The organism is Microcella sp. (assembly GCF_051860105.1).
Taxonomy (GTDB): Bacteria; Actinomycetota; Actinomycetes; order Actinomycetales; family Microbacteriaceae; genus Microcella.
Genome location: NZ_JBHYEO010000008.1, coordinates 1 through 17337 on the forward strand (window position 1 = coordinate 1; position 17337 = coordinate 17337).

The window sequence follows — 17337 nt, forward strand, 5'->3', positions numbered from 1 at the left end:
ACCCTCGCGACCATGATCGCCGCGGGCGTGCTGGGCCGCCGCGGCCTCACGTCGACCGCCGAGGGAGTCGCCGCTCTCGGCACCGTCATGCTCGTGCTCGACGCGTGGGCCCTGCGGCTCAACGACCCGAGCGGGCTCGGCTCGACCGACGCGGGCATCTACTGGGGCACAGCGCTGCTCATCGTCGGCGCGACCGCCGCGCTGTGGTCGCGATTCTCGACCCTCGGCATGCCCGGTGTCGCCGCCGCGGCGCTGCTGCCGCTCGGCGCTGCGCTCAGCACGGGGCACCTCGTGCGCGAACTCCTGCCGCCCGCGGGCACGGCCGCCGAAACGGCGGCGACGATCGCCGGCGTCATCGTGGCCGCCGCGTCGTGGATGGTCGTTCCGGCGGGCCGCGCCCTGGCGCGCCGTGCCGCGCAGATCGTGTCTCTCGCCGCGGGCGCCCTGTTCTCGGTGGCCGCCCTGGCTCTGCTGATCGATCTCGACCCAGGCGCTCGGTACTCCCCCGCGATCGCCGGGCTGGTTCTCGCCGGTGCAGCGCTCACGCACGTCGCGACGCTCGCCCCCTCCCTCCGCCGTGCCGCCGCGCGCGACGCCCGCCGGCCGCTCGACACCCTCGCGCTCGCGGCGATCGGCTCGGGTGCGGCGCTCGCGGCGGTAGTCGGCGCCGTGATCTCGGCAGCCCGCTTCGAGCAAGACCGGGTGATCGTGAGCGCCCCGCTCATCGCGGCGACGCTCGTCGCCGTGATCGCCGAGCAGGGCTGGCGCCGTGCGGCTGCCGGTTCGCCCTGGCGGGTCGCGAACGCCTCCGCGACGGTCGCGGCGGCCGCCCTCGGGGCGATCGCGGGAGGCTTGGCGATGGTCGTGGCCGTCGCCGCCTTCGTCGAGGCCGCAACCCAGGGCCTCGAGGTGATCCCGCTCGGCATCGGCGACCCCGTCACCTCCGGCGAACGATCGACGGTGGCCGCGATCGGCGCCCTCGCGCTCGCCCTCGGGCTCGTCGCACTGAACTGGGCGACGCTCGGAGTGCTCGTGCGACGGGCGCGCGCGGTCACCCTCATCGCGGGCATCGTGCTCGTCGCGGCGGTTCCGCTGCTGCCCGCCTGGTGGATCGTGATGCTGGTCTTCGGCGTGCTCGCCATCGGCGCCGCCGCCGGGCTGCGCCCGGCCGGTCGCATCGCCGTTCCGGATGCTCGCCGTGCGATCATCGCCCTCCTCATCCCGCTCAGCACGGGTGCCGCGCTCGGCGCCTTCCTCACCGGGTGGGCCGTGCCGCGCGGGTGGGTCGTGGGTCTCGTCATTGCGCTGCTCGCGATCGTGGTCGCCCGCCCCGCCACACCGCTCGTGCCGCTGCGCGCGGGGTTCCTCGCCCTCGCGACCGCTCTCGTGCTCAGCTCGATGCCCGAGCTCGCGGGTGATCTCGCCCGCACCGCACCAGCCCTGCAGCTGAGCCCCGGCAGCGCCGTGCTCGCGGCGGTCGCGATCGTCATCGCGGCGAGCCAGCTCGGGCGGCTCGCCGCTCTCGAACGCTCCGTCGTCGGGGTGGTCGCCCTCGTCGGGGGCGTGATCGCGGCACTCGCCGTCGACCTCCCGGCGCTCGATGAGGCCACCACCCTGGCACTGGTCGTCGCGGCGCTCGCTCTCGTCGCCGTGCGGGGCGGCACAAGCGAGCGGCTGATCGCTCGCGCGCTCATCCCGATCGCGGCCGCTCGCGCGATCGTGCTCGCCGTCGACGGGCGCGCACTCGACCCGGCCGTCGTCGCCGCCATCGCGATCGGTGCCCTCATCGTCATCGCGACCGTCGCCCTGCTCGTCGCGCCCGCGCACGACTCGGCTGGGCGCGCGCTCGACGCCCGCACGCGCTCCGTGCGCGGGACCGTCTCCAGCGGGAGCTTCCCCCGGCTCGTGGGCGATGTCGGCGCTGCGCTCGCGGGCGCCGTGCTCGTGCTCGACACCGCCGTGCGCACCGCCCGGCCCGAGCTGCTCTGGCTGCCGGTGCTCGTGTTCGCCGTGCTTGCGCTCGTCATCAGCATCAGTCGCGACGGGCTCATCGGCTCCGCCTCGCCGCGGCGGTTCATCGGCTGGGTCGCGCTCGGCATCGCCACGATCGCGCTCTGGATCCGCCTCGCCGACGCGGGCGAGACCGCCCCCGACCCCTACGTGCTGCCGCTCGCCGGGGCGATGCTGCTCGTCGTCGCCGCGAGCGCCGTGCTCGGCCGCCGCCGCGCATCCGCACCGCCGCGCTCAGCGGCGCCGCTCACCGGCGCGGCGCTGCTCGTCGCCCTGGTCCCCTCGGCGGTGCAGAGCGTCGAGGGCACGGATGCTCGCGTCATGATCGTCGCGATCGCGGCCGTCGCGCTCACGGTCGTGCCGCTGCTCGCCGAGCGCCGCATCGATGCGCGCCTGCCCGGCATGAGCACGGCGCTGGTCGCAGCAGGGCTCGCGGCCCTCGCCCTGCTCGCTCTCGCCCACACGCTCGACCTGATCGTGGCCGCGGGCGGCAGCGCGCTGGGCGGTGGCGACCTCGTGCGCGCCGCCCTGATCGTGATCGTGCCGAGCGCGGTGGCTGTCGCGGCCCGCGTGCTCGCCGACGGTCGGCTGCGCGATGCGGCGACCGCCGCGATGATCGGCACGGCGGCCCTGTGCGCGGGCGCCCTCGGGCTCGTGGGCGCAGTCGACCCCGTCGAGTTGGTGAGCATCCCCCTCGCGCTGGCCCTGCTGGCGATCGGCACGATGCACTTCGACGCCGCGCCCGCCGCGCGCAGCTGGCCGTGGCTCGGCCCGGGCGTGGCCGTGCTGCTCGTGCCGTCGCTGCTCGCGATCGATGGGGCGGGCGAGCCGCTGTGGCGGGCCGTGGCTCTCGGCATCGCCGCCGCATCCGTGTTCGTCGCCGCACTCTGGAGACGGCTGCAGGCCCCCTTCGTCATCGGCGGCGTGGTGCTGCTCGTGCACCTCCTGGTGCAGAGCTGGCCGCTGCTCGACCTGGTCGGCCGGTCGGTGGAATGGTGGCTGTGGCTCGGGCTCGCCGGCGTGCTCATCATCGCGATCGCGGCGCGCTTCGAGCGTCGGATGAAGAACGTGCGCGATGCGGCGACTCGCATCAGCCAGCTGCGCTGAGCCCTGTCAACCCCCAGCGGGCTGCAGAGCGCCTGTTCTACGGTGGACGGATCTCATCCCCACGAAGGAAGGACGTTCTCCATGGCCACCGTCACCGCCGCGCCCAAGGGCGCCACGACCGCCGCTCTCACGAAGGGCGTCGCTGAACACCTCACCCCCGTCGTCATCGACCTCATGGCGCTCGCCGTCGAAGGTAAGCAGGCGCACTGGCACGTGCGCGGCGTGAACTTCATGCCCGTGCACGAGCTGCTCGACGCCCTCGTCGATCACGCCCGTGAGTTCAGCGACCTCGCCGCTGAGCGCATCGTCACGCTCGGCCAGCCGCTCGACGCGCGCGTCGCGACGATCGGCGCCTCGACGACGGTGCCCGCCGTGAGCGAGGGCTTCCAGTCGACGGATGCGCTCATCGCCCAGGTCATCGCCGGCATCGACGCGACCCTCGTCACGCTGCGCACCGCGATCGACGAGCTCGACGAGATCGACCCCGTGAGCCAAGACCTCGCGATCGCGATCACCGCCGCGCTCGAGAAGGACCGCTGGTTCCTCTTCGCCCACATCGCGAAGTAGTTCGCACGCGGGGCGGCGCCGAGTTAGACCTCGAGCGCCGCTTCCGCGCGCAGGGGCGCATCGGCGTGCGTGACGCGCCCCGCGAGCATCGTCAGCGCCACCGGCATGGTGCGCAGCGACTCCGGCGCGACCGCGAGCGGATCGACATCGAGCGCGACGAGGTCGGCGGGCTCGCCGAGCGCCACGAGGGTGCGGGTCGAGGCCGCGAGCGCCTCGACGACCGTGATCGACTGCTCGGCGTGGAAGGCCGGCCGGCCGTCGCGCGTGCGGCTCGTCGCCGCCGCGATCGCCACCCAGGGGTCGAGCGGCGCGACGGGGGCGTCGGAGCCGAGCACGATGCGCGCTCCCGCGTCGAGGAACGAGCGCAGCGCGAAGGCGCGGCGCGTACGCCCGGGCCAGTAGCGCTCGGCGACGTCGCGGTCGTCGACGGCGTGCTCGGGCTGCACGCTCGCCGTGACCCCGAGGGTCGCGAAGCGGGCGAAGTCGCTGTCGTGCACGAGCTGCGCGTGCTCGATGCGTCCCCCGCGGCCGAGCTTGGCGAACACGTCGAGAGCCAGACGGTTGGCGCCGTCGCCGATCGCGTGCACGGCGAGCTCGAAGCCCGCCTCGCTGCCCCGGGCGAGCAACGGGTGCAGCTCGCAGGGGGGCACGTTGAGGCGGCCGTAGGCCTCGGCGGGAGCATCCGGATACGGGTCGCAGCAGTAGGCGGTTCGGGTGTTGAGCGAGCCGTCGGTGATGACCTTGAGGGGGCCGACGCTCACGGTGCCGGCGAGCGGCTGCCCCGAGCGCAGGCCGAGCTCGATCGCCCGGTCGAGGTGCTGGGGGTAGACGCCGAACTCGACGCGCAGGGCGTCGAAGCCCGCGGCGACGCGGCGGGCCCAGTCGTCGCGGTTCCAGCGCATCTCGAGGTCGACCACGCCGACGACGCCGCGCGCGGCCGCCTCGGCCGCCGCTTCGGCGACCCAGCGGTCGAGCTCGGCATCGGGGGCGCTGTCGAGCCGGGCGGTGATCGCGAAGGCGGCGTCTTCGCGCAGCACGCCGTCGCCGTCGGCTCCCGACGTGACGTCGACCCCGAAGTGCACGAGCGCAGCGCTGTTGAGCCAGACGCAGTGCACGTCGGCGCTGACCAGCACGATCGGCCGATCGGGCGCGACGGAGTCGAGCAGGGCCGCGCTGGGCGCATCCGGCCACAGACCGTCACGGAAGCCGACACCGACGACGACCGCGTCGCGGGCCTCGCCGCGCGCGAGGGCCGACCGCACGATCGCGGCGGCCTCGGCGGCGCTCTCAGCGGGCGCGAGGTCGATGCGGCGACGGTGCTGCGCCCACTGGGTGAGGTGCACGTGCTCGTCCCACAGCCCTGGCATGATGAAGCGGCCCTGCAGGTCGATGTCGTCGGGCACCGCCGCCTCGATGCCGGCCGGCAGAATGCCGACGATGACGCCGTCGTCGATCAGGATGTCGATCGGGTCGTGGCCGCCGAGCGGTCGCGCATTACGAATCGCGCGCGTCATGGTGTCTCCTCATCTCGCGGGCCAGCCCGGGGTGGTTGTAGGGCCCGTCGCCCTCGAGCTCGTCGATGATGCGCTCGATGACCTCGGGCGCCTTGTTCTGGCTGAGCTTGGCGCGAGCGTCGAACCGCGTCACTCGCACGCGCACCCCGACCGTGCCGAGGGCTACCCGTCGAGAATACTCCGGGTCGAGATGCAGGCCCCGGGGGTTGACGACGTGCCGTTCGAAGTGCTCGGTCAGCTCGGCGAGCGCCTGCAGGTTCTGCTCGTCGGTCAGAATCTCGGGGGTGCCCCAGAGGTGCGCCGTCACGTGGTTCCAGGTGGGGATGATGTCGCCCTCGGCGTACCAGCTCGGCGAGATGTAGCCGTGCGGGCCCTGCACGATGATGAGCACCTCGTGCGATCCCAGCCCGTGCGCCTGCTCGTCGGGCCGACCGACGTGCCCGATGAGCACGATCTCGTCGCCCGTCGACGCCTGCTCGTCGAGCAGGAAGGCGTAGTGCGAGGCGACGATGCCGCTGCCGGGCGGGCTCGAGACGATCGTCATCCAGGGGTTGTCACGGATGAGCTGGCGCACCTCATCGGGCTCGGTCATGAGGTAGTGCGGTGTGTGGCGCATCAGACTCCTGCCTGGCAGCTCGGGCACCAGTAGAGCTTGCGCCCTGCGGCGATCTCGAGGGCGATGCTCGTGCGGCAGATGCGGCACGGCAGCCCTTCGCGCTTGTAGACCCAGTGCCGGTCGGCACGATTGCGCAGGGCGGCCCGCTGGCCCTCGTCGTCGAGGCCGTCCATCGTGAGCATCTGGCCCGTCTCGACGCCCACACCCAGCAGGTAGCGCCAGTCGCGCCACAGGTCGCGGATGACGTCGTCGGGCAGCGCGGCGCCCGTGACGTGCGGGTCGAGGCGGGCCCGGAAGAGGATCTCGGCGCGGTAGACGTTGCCGATGCCGCTCACTACCGACTGGTCCATGAGCAGCAGACCGATCGGCACCCGGCGGCCCCGGATGCGCGCGAGCATACGCTCCTCCCCCGCGTCGGCGTCGTCGACGAGCGGATCGGGGCCGAGCGCATCGATCACCCGTTGCACGCCGGCCGCATCGAGCACCTCGCACGCGGTGGGCCCGCGCAGGTCGGCGACCGCTCGGTCGGTCAGCAGGCGCACGCGCACCTGGCCGACGGGCTCGGGCGGGAAGCCGCTGAGGGCAGCGTCGTCGATCACGCTCTCCTTCTCGGCCTCGGCCATGCGCAAGCGCGTGCGGCGGGGAGCCCCGATCGATGAGAGGGATGCCTCGTGCTCGCCAACGACCGTCGTGCGAGCATCCCGTGCCTCATCGGGGTCGGTGCCGGTCATGTTCGTCTGGCCCATGCGACCATTGATCAGGCTCGGGTAATCCCGACCTGCCGCATCCTCTTCCGCTCCCAACGCACTCGGCACTGGGCGCGCGGTCGCTGTTGCGACCGCGCCAGCGAAATCCCACGCGCCGTAGATGCCGAGGTGCACGCGCAGCCACAGGGCGTCGTCGAACTCGAGGAACATCTGCTTGCCGACGGCGCGCGACTCGGTCATCGTGCGGCCGTCGATGATCGCGGCGCCCTCGGCGAAACGGCCCTGCGGCGAACTGACCCGCACGGGCTCGCCGACGAAGTGCCGCGCGAACTGCCGAGCGATGCGATGGACGGAGTGGCCCTCGGGCACCTTAGATGCTTTCGACTTAGACGCGGCGCTCGAAAGTTCCGCTAGTTTTCGCCCCGCTTAGGAGTCCCAGTTGGTGAATCGAAGCGAGCTGTAAGCGTAAGTCCGCAAGTCGCCATCCCCGTCCAAGAACCCGAGGACTATGTCTCGCGCTTCGGTGCCGCCGTCAATGGTGAAGTCCAAGGGAGCATCTGTGTCGATCATCTTCATCACGACTGCGGGCTTGCCGTAGAGAGGAAACCTCTGGTTCTTCATCCTAGGCTTCCACTGAACAAGCTGCCCGGGGACGAATGACTCCCGCGACTCATAGTCTTGGAATACCTCGCGTAGCGCCGTCTCGTAGTTGGGGCTGCTCGAGAACTCTATGTAGTCAGTCTCGTCTCGCCGTCGTTCCGCCTCCATGAGCTGCCAAAACTCGAGAGGCGTCTCAGCGTATTCAGAAGGCTTCTGCGCTTCGCCACTAGATTCGCTCATTCGGACCGCTCACTCCCTTCGAATCAAGATCGTTCATGAACTCCATTGCTGAATCCGCCGCGTCCAGCGCGCGGTATGCGCGACCGAAGTGCTCTGAATCAACCTTTCGAAGCGCAGCCGTGAGGTCTTGCGTTTCAACCTGCCGAAGGTCCATGCGTTGACCATCACCAGAAACAATCTTGTACTGGACGAACACAGGCTTAGATCCCGCGATTCTGACTGACTTCTGCCCGTTTTCTTCTTGAGGGCGCCGGACTAGTCGCGAGGACTCGAGTAGCTCGTCCTCGAGCTTGCGCACGGCACGGTCGAAGAACCAGCGCCCACGCAAAAGCGTCTTCGCATCGCGGAAGTACTCGAAGCGAAGCAGGTCGAGCCTGACCGAGTCCAGATCTGTCTTCGCGATGAGGCCGAGAAGAATGAGGCGCTCTTTCGATTGAACCCCTTCGAGCCGTGCGTAGAGCTGACGCTGAAGCTCCAGTGGCTTCACGTGACCTTGGTCTCGCAGTTGTCGCTTCAGCACACGAGCCATTTGATTCGCAAAGGCTCCAGACCGGAGCAGAAAATCCTCACGAGTTCCGATGGTCCAACGATAACCGCGCCCCGCCACAGGCCACCCGCCCACCGGCAGGCGCACGCCCGGGTCCACCTCATCGTGCATTAGCGCCTGGTGGGCAAGGCTACCGAGAGCCCACACAGTCTCACCGACCTCGATTGTCTTTTGAGCACGCTCGGGAATGTGGACCACGAAGCGCAGGTCGGAGTCTGCGAGCTTCCTCGATTCGCGCGGGAACCACCCGTCGATCGCGCCAACTTCCAAGCTGAAGCCCTGGGACCCAGACCGTCGGACCACCGGGGCCGCGCAAAGAAAGTCGGCCTCATAGCCAAATGGGTCCATGACGAAGCCAACGAGCACATCGTTCATCTTCTGACCCCCTTGTCCAGAAGATACATCGTCGCCGCTTTGACTGGGTCTGGACTTTCCTCAGAGAGTCGGCGGAATCGCTTGGCAATGTCCAGAGCCTCGGCGGAATCGTGTGCGCCGAAAGTGGACAGCCACTCCATGAATCGCCTACGGTCGCCCGGGCCGAGCGTCACCCTCCGGATTCTCGGAGTCGCGGGTAGCGTGCGCATCTTGTGAACGCGTGCTTCCCAGAACCATGCCTGCGCGCTTGTGCAGGCTTCCAGGTCTACTTCATCCAAGAAATGGTGACCCGGCACTCGCGCTTCAACGTAGCCTGCGAACCTACGAAAGGCCTTCCTAACCCATGTCAAGAATGGAACCCAGTACCTGTCGTGCTCGAAACTATGCAGCTGAACGAACAAGCGTCGCTCGTTCCTTCCCGCAGCCTTCTTTAGCGGTATGTATCCCAGCGCAAGTCCGCCTGTATCGAAAGGCGAAACGTGAACGTATCGGCTATCGACTACGTCATCCACCGCAAAGACGGTCACATGCTGACCGAAGTGCGGATGAGGAGCGTTGACGTAGAAGTACACACTGGGGTCAAGATCGAGCAGTCGCTCCGCCTCGACCGTTGAGTCAGTGGAGCCGATAGAGAGGAAATTCCCTGTGAACCTGTGAAAGAGCAGTTCCGGCCAGGCCTCAGCAGTTTTGGGAACGGTGGCAGCCGCGACTGTCTCAATGGCTCGAGCTCCCTGTACCCAGAGTTCTCCTCGAGGCCGACGACTGCTCACATTAGGAATATACAAGCTCCAACTAGCTAGACGATCTCGTGCCCGGCGATCGCGCCGGTGGTCTCGTACTCGGAGAGCTGGGCGATGCGGCGCGCGTGGCGCTCCTCGCCCGGGTACGGCGTGCCGATGAAGAGGTCGATGAACCGCAGCGCCTCATCGACCGAGTGCTGGCGGGCGCCGATGGCGATCACGTTGGCGTCGTTGTGCTCGCGGGCGAGGGTCGCGGTCGCCTCGCTCCAGACGAGGGCGGCACGGATGCCCTGCACCTTGTTGGCCGCGATCTGCTCGCCGTTGCCCGACCCGCCGAAGACGATGCCGAGCGCCTCGAGGCCCGCCGCCTGGTCGCGCGCGACGGCGCGGGCGGCGTTGATGCAGAAGCTCGGGTAGTCGTCGAGCGCGTCGTAGTGCTGCGGCCCGTGGTCGTGCACCTCGTGCCCCTGGGCGGCGACGTGCTCGCGCACCGTCTGGCTGAACTCGAGGCCGGCGTGATCGGTCGCCACGTGGATGCGCATGGGTCGATTCTACGAGGGCAGGACGTTCGCCCCTGTCGTCGAGAGAGCCCCAGTGCCAGGCTGGCGCCACCGATTCGAGAGGAGTCACCACCATGACTCGCACCTACGTCATCACGGGCGCGGCGAGCGGCATCGGAGCCGCCACTGCCGCGCTGCTCACCGGCCAGGGCCACCGCGTCATCGGGGTCGATCTGCACGACGCCGACATCACGGCCGACCTCACCACGCACGAGGGCCGCGCGGCGCTCGTGCGCCACGTCACCGAGCTCAGCGGCGGCCGCATCGACGCGGTCGTCGCCAACGCGGGGCTCGCGACCGAGTCCACCGCCACCGTCGCGGTGAACTACTTCGGTGCGCTCGCGACGCTCGAGGGTCTTCGGCCGCTGCTATCGGGGGCGGATGCTCCGCGCGCAGTGGCCACGGCATCCATGGCCTCGCTCTTCCCGGTCGACGACGAACTCGTCGACGCGTGCCTCGCGCACGACGAGCCGGCCGCGCTGCACCGTGCGCAGCAGCTGCTCGACGAGGGAAAGGGCGGCCTGATCTACGGCTCGACGAAGCGCGCGCTCGTGCGCTGGATCCGCCGCAACGCCGCAACGCCCGAGTGGGCGGGAGCGGGGATTCCGCTCAACGCGGTCGCGCCGGGCATCATCCGCACACCGATGACCGACTCGTTCACCGCCACGGAGGAGTCGTCGAAGGCGATTCTCGAGATGGTGCCGATGCCGCTCAACGGCATCGCCGACCCCGCCGTCGTCGCGAACCTGCTCGGCTTCCTCACGAGCGTCGAGAACTCGCACCTCTGCGGGCAGATCGTGTTCGTCGACGGCGGCAGCGACGTGGTGATCCGGGGCGACAGCACCTTCTAGGCGCTACGCGATGTAGATCTTGCGCAGGGTCTCGAGCACGCGCCACTCGGTCTCTTCCCCGTCGTCGAGACGGCCGACCGAGCCGGCGCGCAGCTCGACCTCAGAGCCGTCGCCGCGGCGCAGGATGGCGTGGCCGCGCAGCACGATGAAGACCTCGTCGACCTCGACGTCGGTGACGGTGCCGGGTGTGATCTCCCACACACCGACCTCCCAGTCGTCGAGCTCGGCGAGCGCGGCGATGCCGGTCGTCGGGTCGCCGTCGACCACCTGGTCGGGGTCGACGGGCTCGTGCTCGAGTTCGAGCTCGAGGGCCTGCAGCACGGTGGCGGCGTCGAGGGGAAGGCTCACGAATCGAACCCTAGACCCACCGCGTCGAGCGTGCGCAAGAACACATTTCTCTTTCCCGAATTGTGATCTGCGCGGTCGAGCGCCCAGCGCACCGACTGCACGGCCGGGTAGGTGGCCGGCTCGGGCGGGAACGGCAGCGGCATGCTGCGCACCATGTCGAGCGAGGTGCGCTCGGTCGTCTCGCCCGCGAGTTGATCGAGCATGACGTTCGCGGCGAAGCGCGTGGCGGCGACACCGAGCCCCGTGAACCCCGCCGAGTAGGCGACGCGCCCCTGGTGGGCGGTGGCGTGGAAGGCGCAGAAGCGGCTGCACGTGTCGATGACGCCGGCCCAGCGGTGGCTGAACCGCACACCCTCGAGCTGCGGGAAGGTCGTGAAGAAGTGGCTCGCGAGAGTCTCGAACGACTCGCGGCGGTCGTCGTACTCCGGGCGGATGCGCCCGCCGAAGTGGTAGATCGCGTCGTATCCACCCCACAGGATGCGGTTGTCGGTACTGAGGCGGTAGTAGTGGAACTGGTTGGCGCTGTCGGCCACGCCCTGCCGACCCTGCCACCCGATCGAGGCGAGCTGGGCATCCGTCAGCGGTTCGGTCATGAGCACGTAGTCGTAGACCGGCACGGTGTGCAGGCGGTAGCGCTTGAGCAGGGAGGGGAACGCGTTGGTCGCGAGCGCCACGCGTGCGGCCCGCACAGTGCCGCCGCCGCGCACGCTGAGCGTGACGGCGTCGCGCTCGGCGCTGAGGTCGCTGACGGGGCTCGACTCGAAGATCTCGACCCCCGCATCGAGGCACGCGCGCATGAGGGCGATCGCGAGCTTTCCGGGATGCACGAGCGCCGTATCCCGCGTCGACCACAGCCCGCCCTCATAGGTCGGCGAGGCGATCTGCGCGCGCATCGCGGCGGCGTCGAAGAACAGTTCGTGCTCGCCGTCGTGCGCGGCCGCGAGCTCGGCCACCTGGTAGGGCTCGGTCGCGACGGCGATGGATCCGACGCGCTCGAAGTCGACCGCCCAGCCCTCGCGCTCAACCGTGGCCTCGATCTCGTCGAGGTTCTGCATGCCGAGCCGGTCGAGCGTGGCGAGCTCGTCGGGGAACCGGGTCTCGCCGTTCTTAGCGCCGTGCGTGAGGGTGGCTTCGACGAAGCCGCCATTGCGGCCGCTCGCGGCCCAGCCGATGCGCTTGCCTTCGAGCAGCACGACGCGGGCGTCGGGGTCGCGCTGCTTCGCGAGCAGCGCCGTCCAGAGGCCCGTGTAGCCGCCACCGACGACGGCGAGGTCGGCCGTCTCACGGCCGGTGAGCGCGGGGCGAACCGGCCGTTCGGGCAGGTCGTCGAGCCAGAACGGCTGCAGCCGCGAACCCTCGAGGCTCTCGGCGATCAGGCGGGCGTCGGGGCGGCTGCGCTCGAAGACGGTCGTGTGCATGCGCTCATGCTCTCACGAGTTGTCCACCTGGACAATACTGGGCCGACCGCCACGACCCCGACCTAGACTGGCGATCGTGCCGCAGACGGAACAAGGACGCACCGAACAGTGGATGCACGCGCTCGACCAGGCGCGCCGCCCCGAGACCGACCCCGCCGAGTGGGCGCGGTTCGCCGCCCGCGTCGAGGCCGAGGCCCCGCGCCTGACGAGCCTGCTCACGCGCATCTACGGCGCCGGCCTGCACCTCGACACCGAGCTCGCCGCGCTCGTCGACCTGCTCGCGACCTCGTGGCAGCAGCGCCCCACCGAGCTGCGGGCGCTCGACGACGCGCGCCTCGCCGACCCCGACTGGTTCCAGTCGAACCAAATGCTCGGGGGCGTCTGCTACGTCGACCGCTACGCCGAGAACCTCGACGGCGTGCGGGCGCGCATCCCGTACTTCAGAGAACTGGGCCTGACCTACCTGCACCTCATGCCGCTCTTCGCGGCGCCGGAGGAGAACAGCGACGGCGGCTATGCCGTGTCGAGCTACCGCGCCGTGAACCCCGCCCTCGGCGACATGGCGCAACTGCAGAGCCTCGCCGCCGAGCTGCGGGCCAACGGCATCGTGCTCGTGCTCGACTTCATCTTCAACCACACGTCGAACGAGCACGAGTGGGCCCGGCGCGCGATCGCCGGTGAGCGGGAGTTCGAGAACTACTACTGGGTCTTCGACGGCCGCGAGCAGCCCGACGCCTTCGAGGCGACGGTGCGCGAGATCTTCCCCGACGACCACCCGGGCAGCTTCGTGCCCTTCCCCCGCCGCGACGGCACCGTGCCGAGCCGGGAGGAGGCCGAGCGGTGGATCTGGGCGACCTTCCACACCTTCCAGTGGGATCTCAACTACTCCAACCCCGCCGTGCTGCGCGCGATGGCGGGCGAGATGCTCTTCCTCGCCAACCAGGGCGTCGACATCCTGCGCATGGACGCGGTCGCCTTCATCTGGAAGCAGCTGGGCACGAGCTGCGAGAACCTGCCCGAGGCGCACCTGCTCATCCAGGCCTTCACGGCGGCCCTGCGCATCGCGGCGCCCGCCGTGATGTTCAAGAGCGAGGCGATCGTGCACCCCGACCAGGTCGTCGAGTACATCTCGGTCGACGAGTGCCGCATCAGCTACAACCCGCTGCAGATGGCCCTCATCTGGAACTCGCTGGCCACGCGGGATGCCCGGCTGCTGCAGCAGGCCCTCGACCGGCGCCACAATCTGCCCGAGGGCACCGCGTGGGTCAACTACGTGCGCAGCCACGACGACATCGGGTGGACCTTCGCCGACGAAGATGCCGCCGAGCTCGGCATCGACGGCTTCGAGCACCGGCGGTTCTTGAACAGCTTCTTCGTCAACCGGTTTCCGGGCAGCTTCGCCCGCGGCATCCCCTTCCAAGACAATCCGAAGACGGGCGACTGCCGCATCTCGGGCACGACGGCCTCGCTCGCGGGCCTCGAGGCGGGCGACGCCGGAGCGATCGGCCGCATCCTGCTCGCCCACTCGATCGTGCTCTCGACCGGCGGCATCCCGCTGCTGTACCTCGGCGACGAGGTCGGCCAGCTCAACGACCCCCACTGGGCCGACGAGCCGGGCCACGCCGACGACAGCCGCTGGGCGCACCGGCCGACCTACCCCGCCGAGCGCTACGCGCAGCGCACCGACGCCTCGACCGACGCCGGCCGCATCTATTCGGGCCTGCAGCACCTCATCGCGGTGCGCCGCGCGACCCCGGAGTTAAGCGGGGGCACCCTCATCGGCTTCGACACCAAAAACCCGCACGTGCTGGGCTACCAGCGGCCGGGGCCCCAGGGGCCGGTGGTCTGCTTCGCCAACGTCGCCGACGAGCCCCAGACCATCGACGCGCTGACACTCTCAGGCCTGCCCGCCACCATGACCGACCTGCTGACGGATGCCCGCCACGACCTGCGCGCCGGCCTCACCCTGCCCGCCCACGGAGTGGTCTGGCTGCGCGGCTGAACACAGGGCCATACGTGCTGGCACCTGCCGGTTCTGTGGACTGTGCCGAAACGAAGCTCGGCCCAACGCAGGCAGACAAGATCTTCGCGCGCCATGAAATTTGGGACAGGTCAATCACGACCTAGTCCAGAGGGCCGACAGCACCGATCTCGTCGAGCCCCAGCCGCTTGAGGCGCCGATTGGCGATCACCAGTCCAATGACGGCCAAGACGGCCACGATGGCGCACGTCCAGGCGACTACAGGCTGTGTCCTCACTGTGATGATCATCACTGTGCTCGATAGGCCTGCAACGACAAGAAGAGTTCGCGCCACAACCAATGTGACTCTCGCCGCCGCTTTCGACACTGTGGCTTCCTTCTCCATGAACTAGCAATCACAACGAGATTCCGTGGTTTCAATTCTTGTCTATGCATTCTCACGCTGTATGGGGAAGCGCAACGGGTCATGCAAGGCATGAGCCTGTTGCTTTGGCCCCGGGCTCAGAGATTAGCCCTCAGACGAAGCCGCACTACGCTGAAAGCGCATGGCCACGAGCCGCGCATCCCGAATCCCGTGCTCATCAGCACACTGCCCCAAGGAGGCTGCCGCCGTGCCCGCAGAGAACCTGACCCGCGTCGAAGCGCACGAGCGCAGGGCCCTCGTCGAGACCGAGAGCTACGACGTCTCGCTCGACCTGACCACGGGTGACGAGGTGTTCCGGTCGACGTCGACCGTGACCTTCTCGGCCACCGCGGGCGCGAGCACGTTCATCGACGCCGTCACCCGCACGGTGCACAGCGTCACGCTCAACGGGGTCGCGCTCGACGCGGCCGCCGTGGCCGACGGCACGCGCATCCAGCTCGACGGACTCGCCGAGCACAACGTGCTCACGGTCGTCGCCGACCACGAATACACGAACTCCGGCGAGGGCCTGCACCGCTTCGTCGACCCCGTCGACGGCGAGGTCTACCTCTACTCGCAGTTCGAAGTGCCCGACAGCCGCCGCGTGTTCGCGGTCTTCGAGCAGCCCGACCTCAAGGCGACGTTCCGCTTCACCGTGACCGCCCCCGCCAGCTGGATCGTCGTCTCCAACTCCCCCGTCAAGAGCCGCACCGAGAACGGCGACGCCGCCACGACTGTCTTCCAGACCACCAAGCGCATCTCGAGCTACATCACCGCGATCATCGCGGGGCCCTACCAGAGCGTGCACAGCGAGCTGACGAGCAGCGACGGCCGCAGCATCCCGCTCGGCATCTACGCCCGCGCGAGCCTCTTCGAGTACCTCGACGCCGACTACATCTTCGACATCACGCGCAAGGGCTTCGAGTACTTCGAGTCGAAGTTCGGCGTCGCCTACCCCTTCGAGAAGTACGACCAGCTCTTCGTGCCCGAGTTCAACGCCGGGGCCATGGAGAACGCCGGTGCCGTCACCTTCACCGAGGTCTACGTGTTCCGCAGCAAGGTGACCGACGCCGTCAAGGAGCGCCGCGTCGTCACGATCTTGCACGAGCTCGCCCACATGTGGTTCGGCGACCTCGTGACGATGAAGTGGTGGAACGACCTGTGGCTCAACGAGTCGTTCGCCGAGTGGGCGTCGACGATCGCCACGGCTGAGGCCACCGAGTGGCACGAGGCGTGGACGACCTTCCAGGCCATGGAGAAGAGTTGGGCCTACCGGCAAGACCAGCTGCCCAGCACGCACCCCGTCGTCGCGACCATCAACGACCTCGAAGACGTGCAGGTCAACTTCGACGGCATCACCTACGCCAAGGGCGGCAGCGTGCTCAAGCAGCTCGTCGCGTGGGTGGGCCAAGACGCCTTCTTCGCGGGCGTCGGCCAGTACTTCCAGAAGCACGCCTGGGGCAACACCGAGCTCACCGACCTGCTGAGCGAGCTCGAGGCCACGAGCGGCCGCGAGCTGTCGACGTGGTCGCAGCTGTGGCTCGAGACCGCGGGCGTCAACACCCTGCGCCCCGAGCTGACGGTCGACGAGGCCGGCGTCATCACGAGCTTCGCGGTGCTGCAGAGCGCGCACCCCGACTACCCGACGATCCGGCCGCACCGCATGGCCGTCGGGTTCTATGACCTCGTGGATGGTGCGCTCACGCGCACGCACCGCCTCGAGCTCGACGTCGACGGCACCCGCACCGAGGTGCCCGAGCTGGTTGGGATGCCGCGCCCGTCGCTCATCCTGCTCAACGACGACGACCTCGCCTACGCAAAGATCCGCCTCGACGACGACTCGCTCGCCGTCGCCATTGAGCACCTGTCGAAGATCGAGAACCCGCTCGCCCGCTCGCTCGTGTGGGGCTCGGCGTGGGATTCGACGCGCGACGCCGAGACCGCCGCACGCGACTACGTGCGCCTCGTGCTCGGCAACATCGCGACCGAGACCGAGTCGACCACCGTGCGCACGACCCTCACGCAGCTGCTGACCGTGGCCCGCATGTACGTCGAGCCCACCGCGCGCCCGGGCATCATCGCCGAGATCGGCGACGCCTTGTGGTCGCTCGCGCAGAGCGCCGAGGCGGGCAGCGACAGCCAGTTCCAGTTCGTGAAGTTCTTCGCCAATGTCGCGAGCACGCCCGCCCACGTCGAGACGCTGCGCGGGCTGCGCGACGGCTCGATCACGCTGCCCGGCGTCACGATCGACACCGACCTCGAGTGGGAGCTGCTGGAGGGGCTGGCGCTCAACGGCGCCGCATCCCACAGCGAGATCGAGACCGCGCTGGAGCGCGACAACACGTCGAATGGCCAGCAGGCGGCCGCGCGCAGCGCCGCCGCCCTGCCGAGCGCCGACGACAAGCGCGCCGCCTTCGACTCGCTCGTCGCGCGCGACGATCTGCCGAACGTCGTCGTGCGCATGACGACCATGGGCTACACGCACGTCAACGACCCGGCCTCGCTCGAGGGGCTCGTGCAGCCGTACTTCGACGCGCTCACCGAGGTGTGGTCGAGCCGCACGCACGCGATCGCCGAGTACATCGTGCTGGGCCTGTACCCGGCGCCGCTGGCCTCGCAGGAGCTCGTGGATGCGACGCGCGGGTGGCTCGACGCGAACACCGACGCGGCCCCCGCGCTGCGGCGCCTCGTCACCGAGAATCTCGCGGGCGTCGAGCGCGCGCTCGCCGCGCAGGCGCGCGACCGGGTCTAGC

General features: G+C 69.5%; 14 protein-coding genes. 5 read left to right on the plus strand and 9 right to left on the minus strand.

Going from position 1 to position 17337, the window contains the following annotated elements:
• Both ACTIE9_RS06155 and ACTIE9_RS06160 read left to right on the plus strand, forming a co-directional pair.
• A partial coding sequence (locus ACTIE9_RS06155; protein WP_439564701.1) for an SCO7613 C-terminal domain-containing membrane protein occupies positions 1-3117 on the plus strand: 3117 nt, incomplete at its 5' end.
• Positions 3118-3198: 81 nt separating this feature from the next.
• Positions 3199-3684 (plus strand): Dps family protein, encoded by a 486-nt coding sequence (locus ACTIE9_RS06160; protein ID WP_439564702.1) that lies wholly within the window; start codon positions 3199-3201, stop codon positions 3682-3684.
• A 23-nt stretch (positions 3685-3707) separates the two neighbouring features.
• Here the strand turns inward: ACTIE9_RS06160 and ACTIE9_RS06165 are convergent, their stop codons facing one another.
• Genes ACTIE9_RS06165 through ACTIE9_RS06195 form a run of 7 tightly spaced genes read right to left on the minus strand, consistent with a single transcriptional unit; the run spans position 3708 to position 9565 of the window.
• Complete coding sequence (locus ACTIE9_RS06165; RefSeq protein ID WP_439564703.1) at positions 3708-5198, minus strand: amidohydrolase; 1491 nt, start codon at positions 5196-5198, stop codon at positions 3708-3710.
• Complete coding sequence (locus ACTIE9_RS06170) at positions 5179-5814, minus strand: FMN-binding negative transcriptional regulator (protein WP_439564704.1); 636 nt, start codon at positions 5812-5814, stop codon at positions 5179-5181. The genes ACTIE9_RS06165 and ACTIE9_RS06170 overlap by 20 nt, the downstream gene beginning before the upstream one ends.
• The gene (locus tag ACTIE9_RS06175; RefSeq protein WP_439564705.1) at positions 5814-6890 is read right to left on the minus strand and encodes an Fpg/Nei family DNA glycosylase; all 1077 of its coding nucleotides are present in this window, start codon (positions 6888-6890) and stop codon (positions 5814-5816) included. The genes ACTIE9_RS06170 and ACTIE9_RS06175 overlap by 1 nt, the downstream gene beginning before the upstream one ends.
• 57 nt (positions 6891-6947) lie before the next feature.
• The gene (locus ACTIE9_RS06180; protein WP_439564706.1) at positions 6948-7361 is read right to left on the minus strand and encodes a hypothetical protein; all 414 of its coding nucleotides are present in this window, start codon (positions 7359-7361) and stop codon (positions 6948-6950) included.
• Complete coding sequence (locus ACTIE9_RS06185) at positions 7348-8283, minus strand: hypothetical protein (protein ID WP_439564707.1); 936 nt, start codon at positions 8281-8283, stop codon at positions 7348-7350. The genes ACTIE9_RS06180 and ACTIE9_RS06185 overlap by 14 nt, the downstream gene beginning before the upstream one ends.
• On the minus strand, positions 8280-9053 hold the full coding sequence (locus tag ACTIE9_RS06190; protein ID WP_439564708.1) for a hypothetical protein: 774 nt from the start codon (positions 9051-9053) through the stop codon (positions 8280-8282). Before ACTIE9_RS06190 ends, ACTIE9_RS06185 begins: the two co-directional genes overlap by 4 nt.
• Before the next feature lie 26 nt (positions 9054-9079).
• Positions 9080-9565 carry a ribose-5-phosphate isomerase gene (locus tag ACTIE9_RS06195; RefSeq protein WP_439564709.1) on the minus strand — a complete coding sequence of 162 codons (486 nt, stop codon included), beginning with the start codon at positions 9563-9565 and terminating at the stop codon, positions 9080-9082.
• A 92-nt stretch (positions 9566-9657) separates the two neighbouring features.
• On the opposite strand from ACTIE9_RS06195, the gene ACTIE9_RS06200 reads away from it, so the two are divergent.
• Positions 9658-10434: an SDR family oxidoreductase gene (locus ACTIE9_RS06200; RefSeq protein ID WP_439564710.1), complete on the plus strand. Its 777-nt coding sequence runs from the start codon at positions 9658-9660 to the stop codon at positions 10432-10434.
• A 3-nt stretch (positions 10435-10437) separates the two neighbouring features.
• On the opposite strand, the gene ACTIE9_RS06205 is transcribed toward ACTIE9_RS06200, so the two are convergent.
• A complete protein-coding gene (locus tag ACTIE9_RS06205) occupies positions 10438-10782 on the minus strand; it encodes a cupin domain-containing protein (protein ID WP_439564711.1) in 345 nt (114 codons plus the stop codon).
• Positions 10779-12200, minus strand: a complete 1422-nt coding sequence (locus ACTIE9_RS06210; protein ID WP_439564712.1) for an NAD(P)/FAD-dependent oxidoreductase — start codon at positions 12198-12200, stop codon at positions 10779-10781. Before ACTIE9_RS06210 ends, ACTIE9_RS06205 begins: the two co-directional genes overlap by 4 nt.
• A 112-nt stretch (positions 12201-12312) precedes the next feature.
• Between ACTIE9_RS06210 and ACTIE9_RS06215 the strand changes: the two genes are divergently transcribed.
• Together ACTIE9_RS06215 and pepN are read left to right on the plus strand one after the other, a co-directional pair.
• Positions 12313-14202, plus strand: a complete 1890-nt coding sequence (locus ACTIE9_RS06215; RefSeq protein WP_439564805.1) for an amylosucrase — start codon at positions 12313-12315, stop codon at positions 14200-14202.
• A 590-nt stretch (positions 14203-14792) separates the two neighbouring features.
• Positions 14793-17336, plus strand: a complete 2544-nt coding sequence (gene pepN / locus ACTIE9_RS06220; protein WP_439564806.1) for an aminopeptidase N — start codon at positions 14793-14795, stop codon at positions 17334-17336.
• The last annotated feature ends 1 nt before the right edge of the window (position 17337 follow it).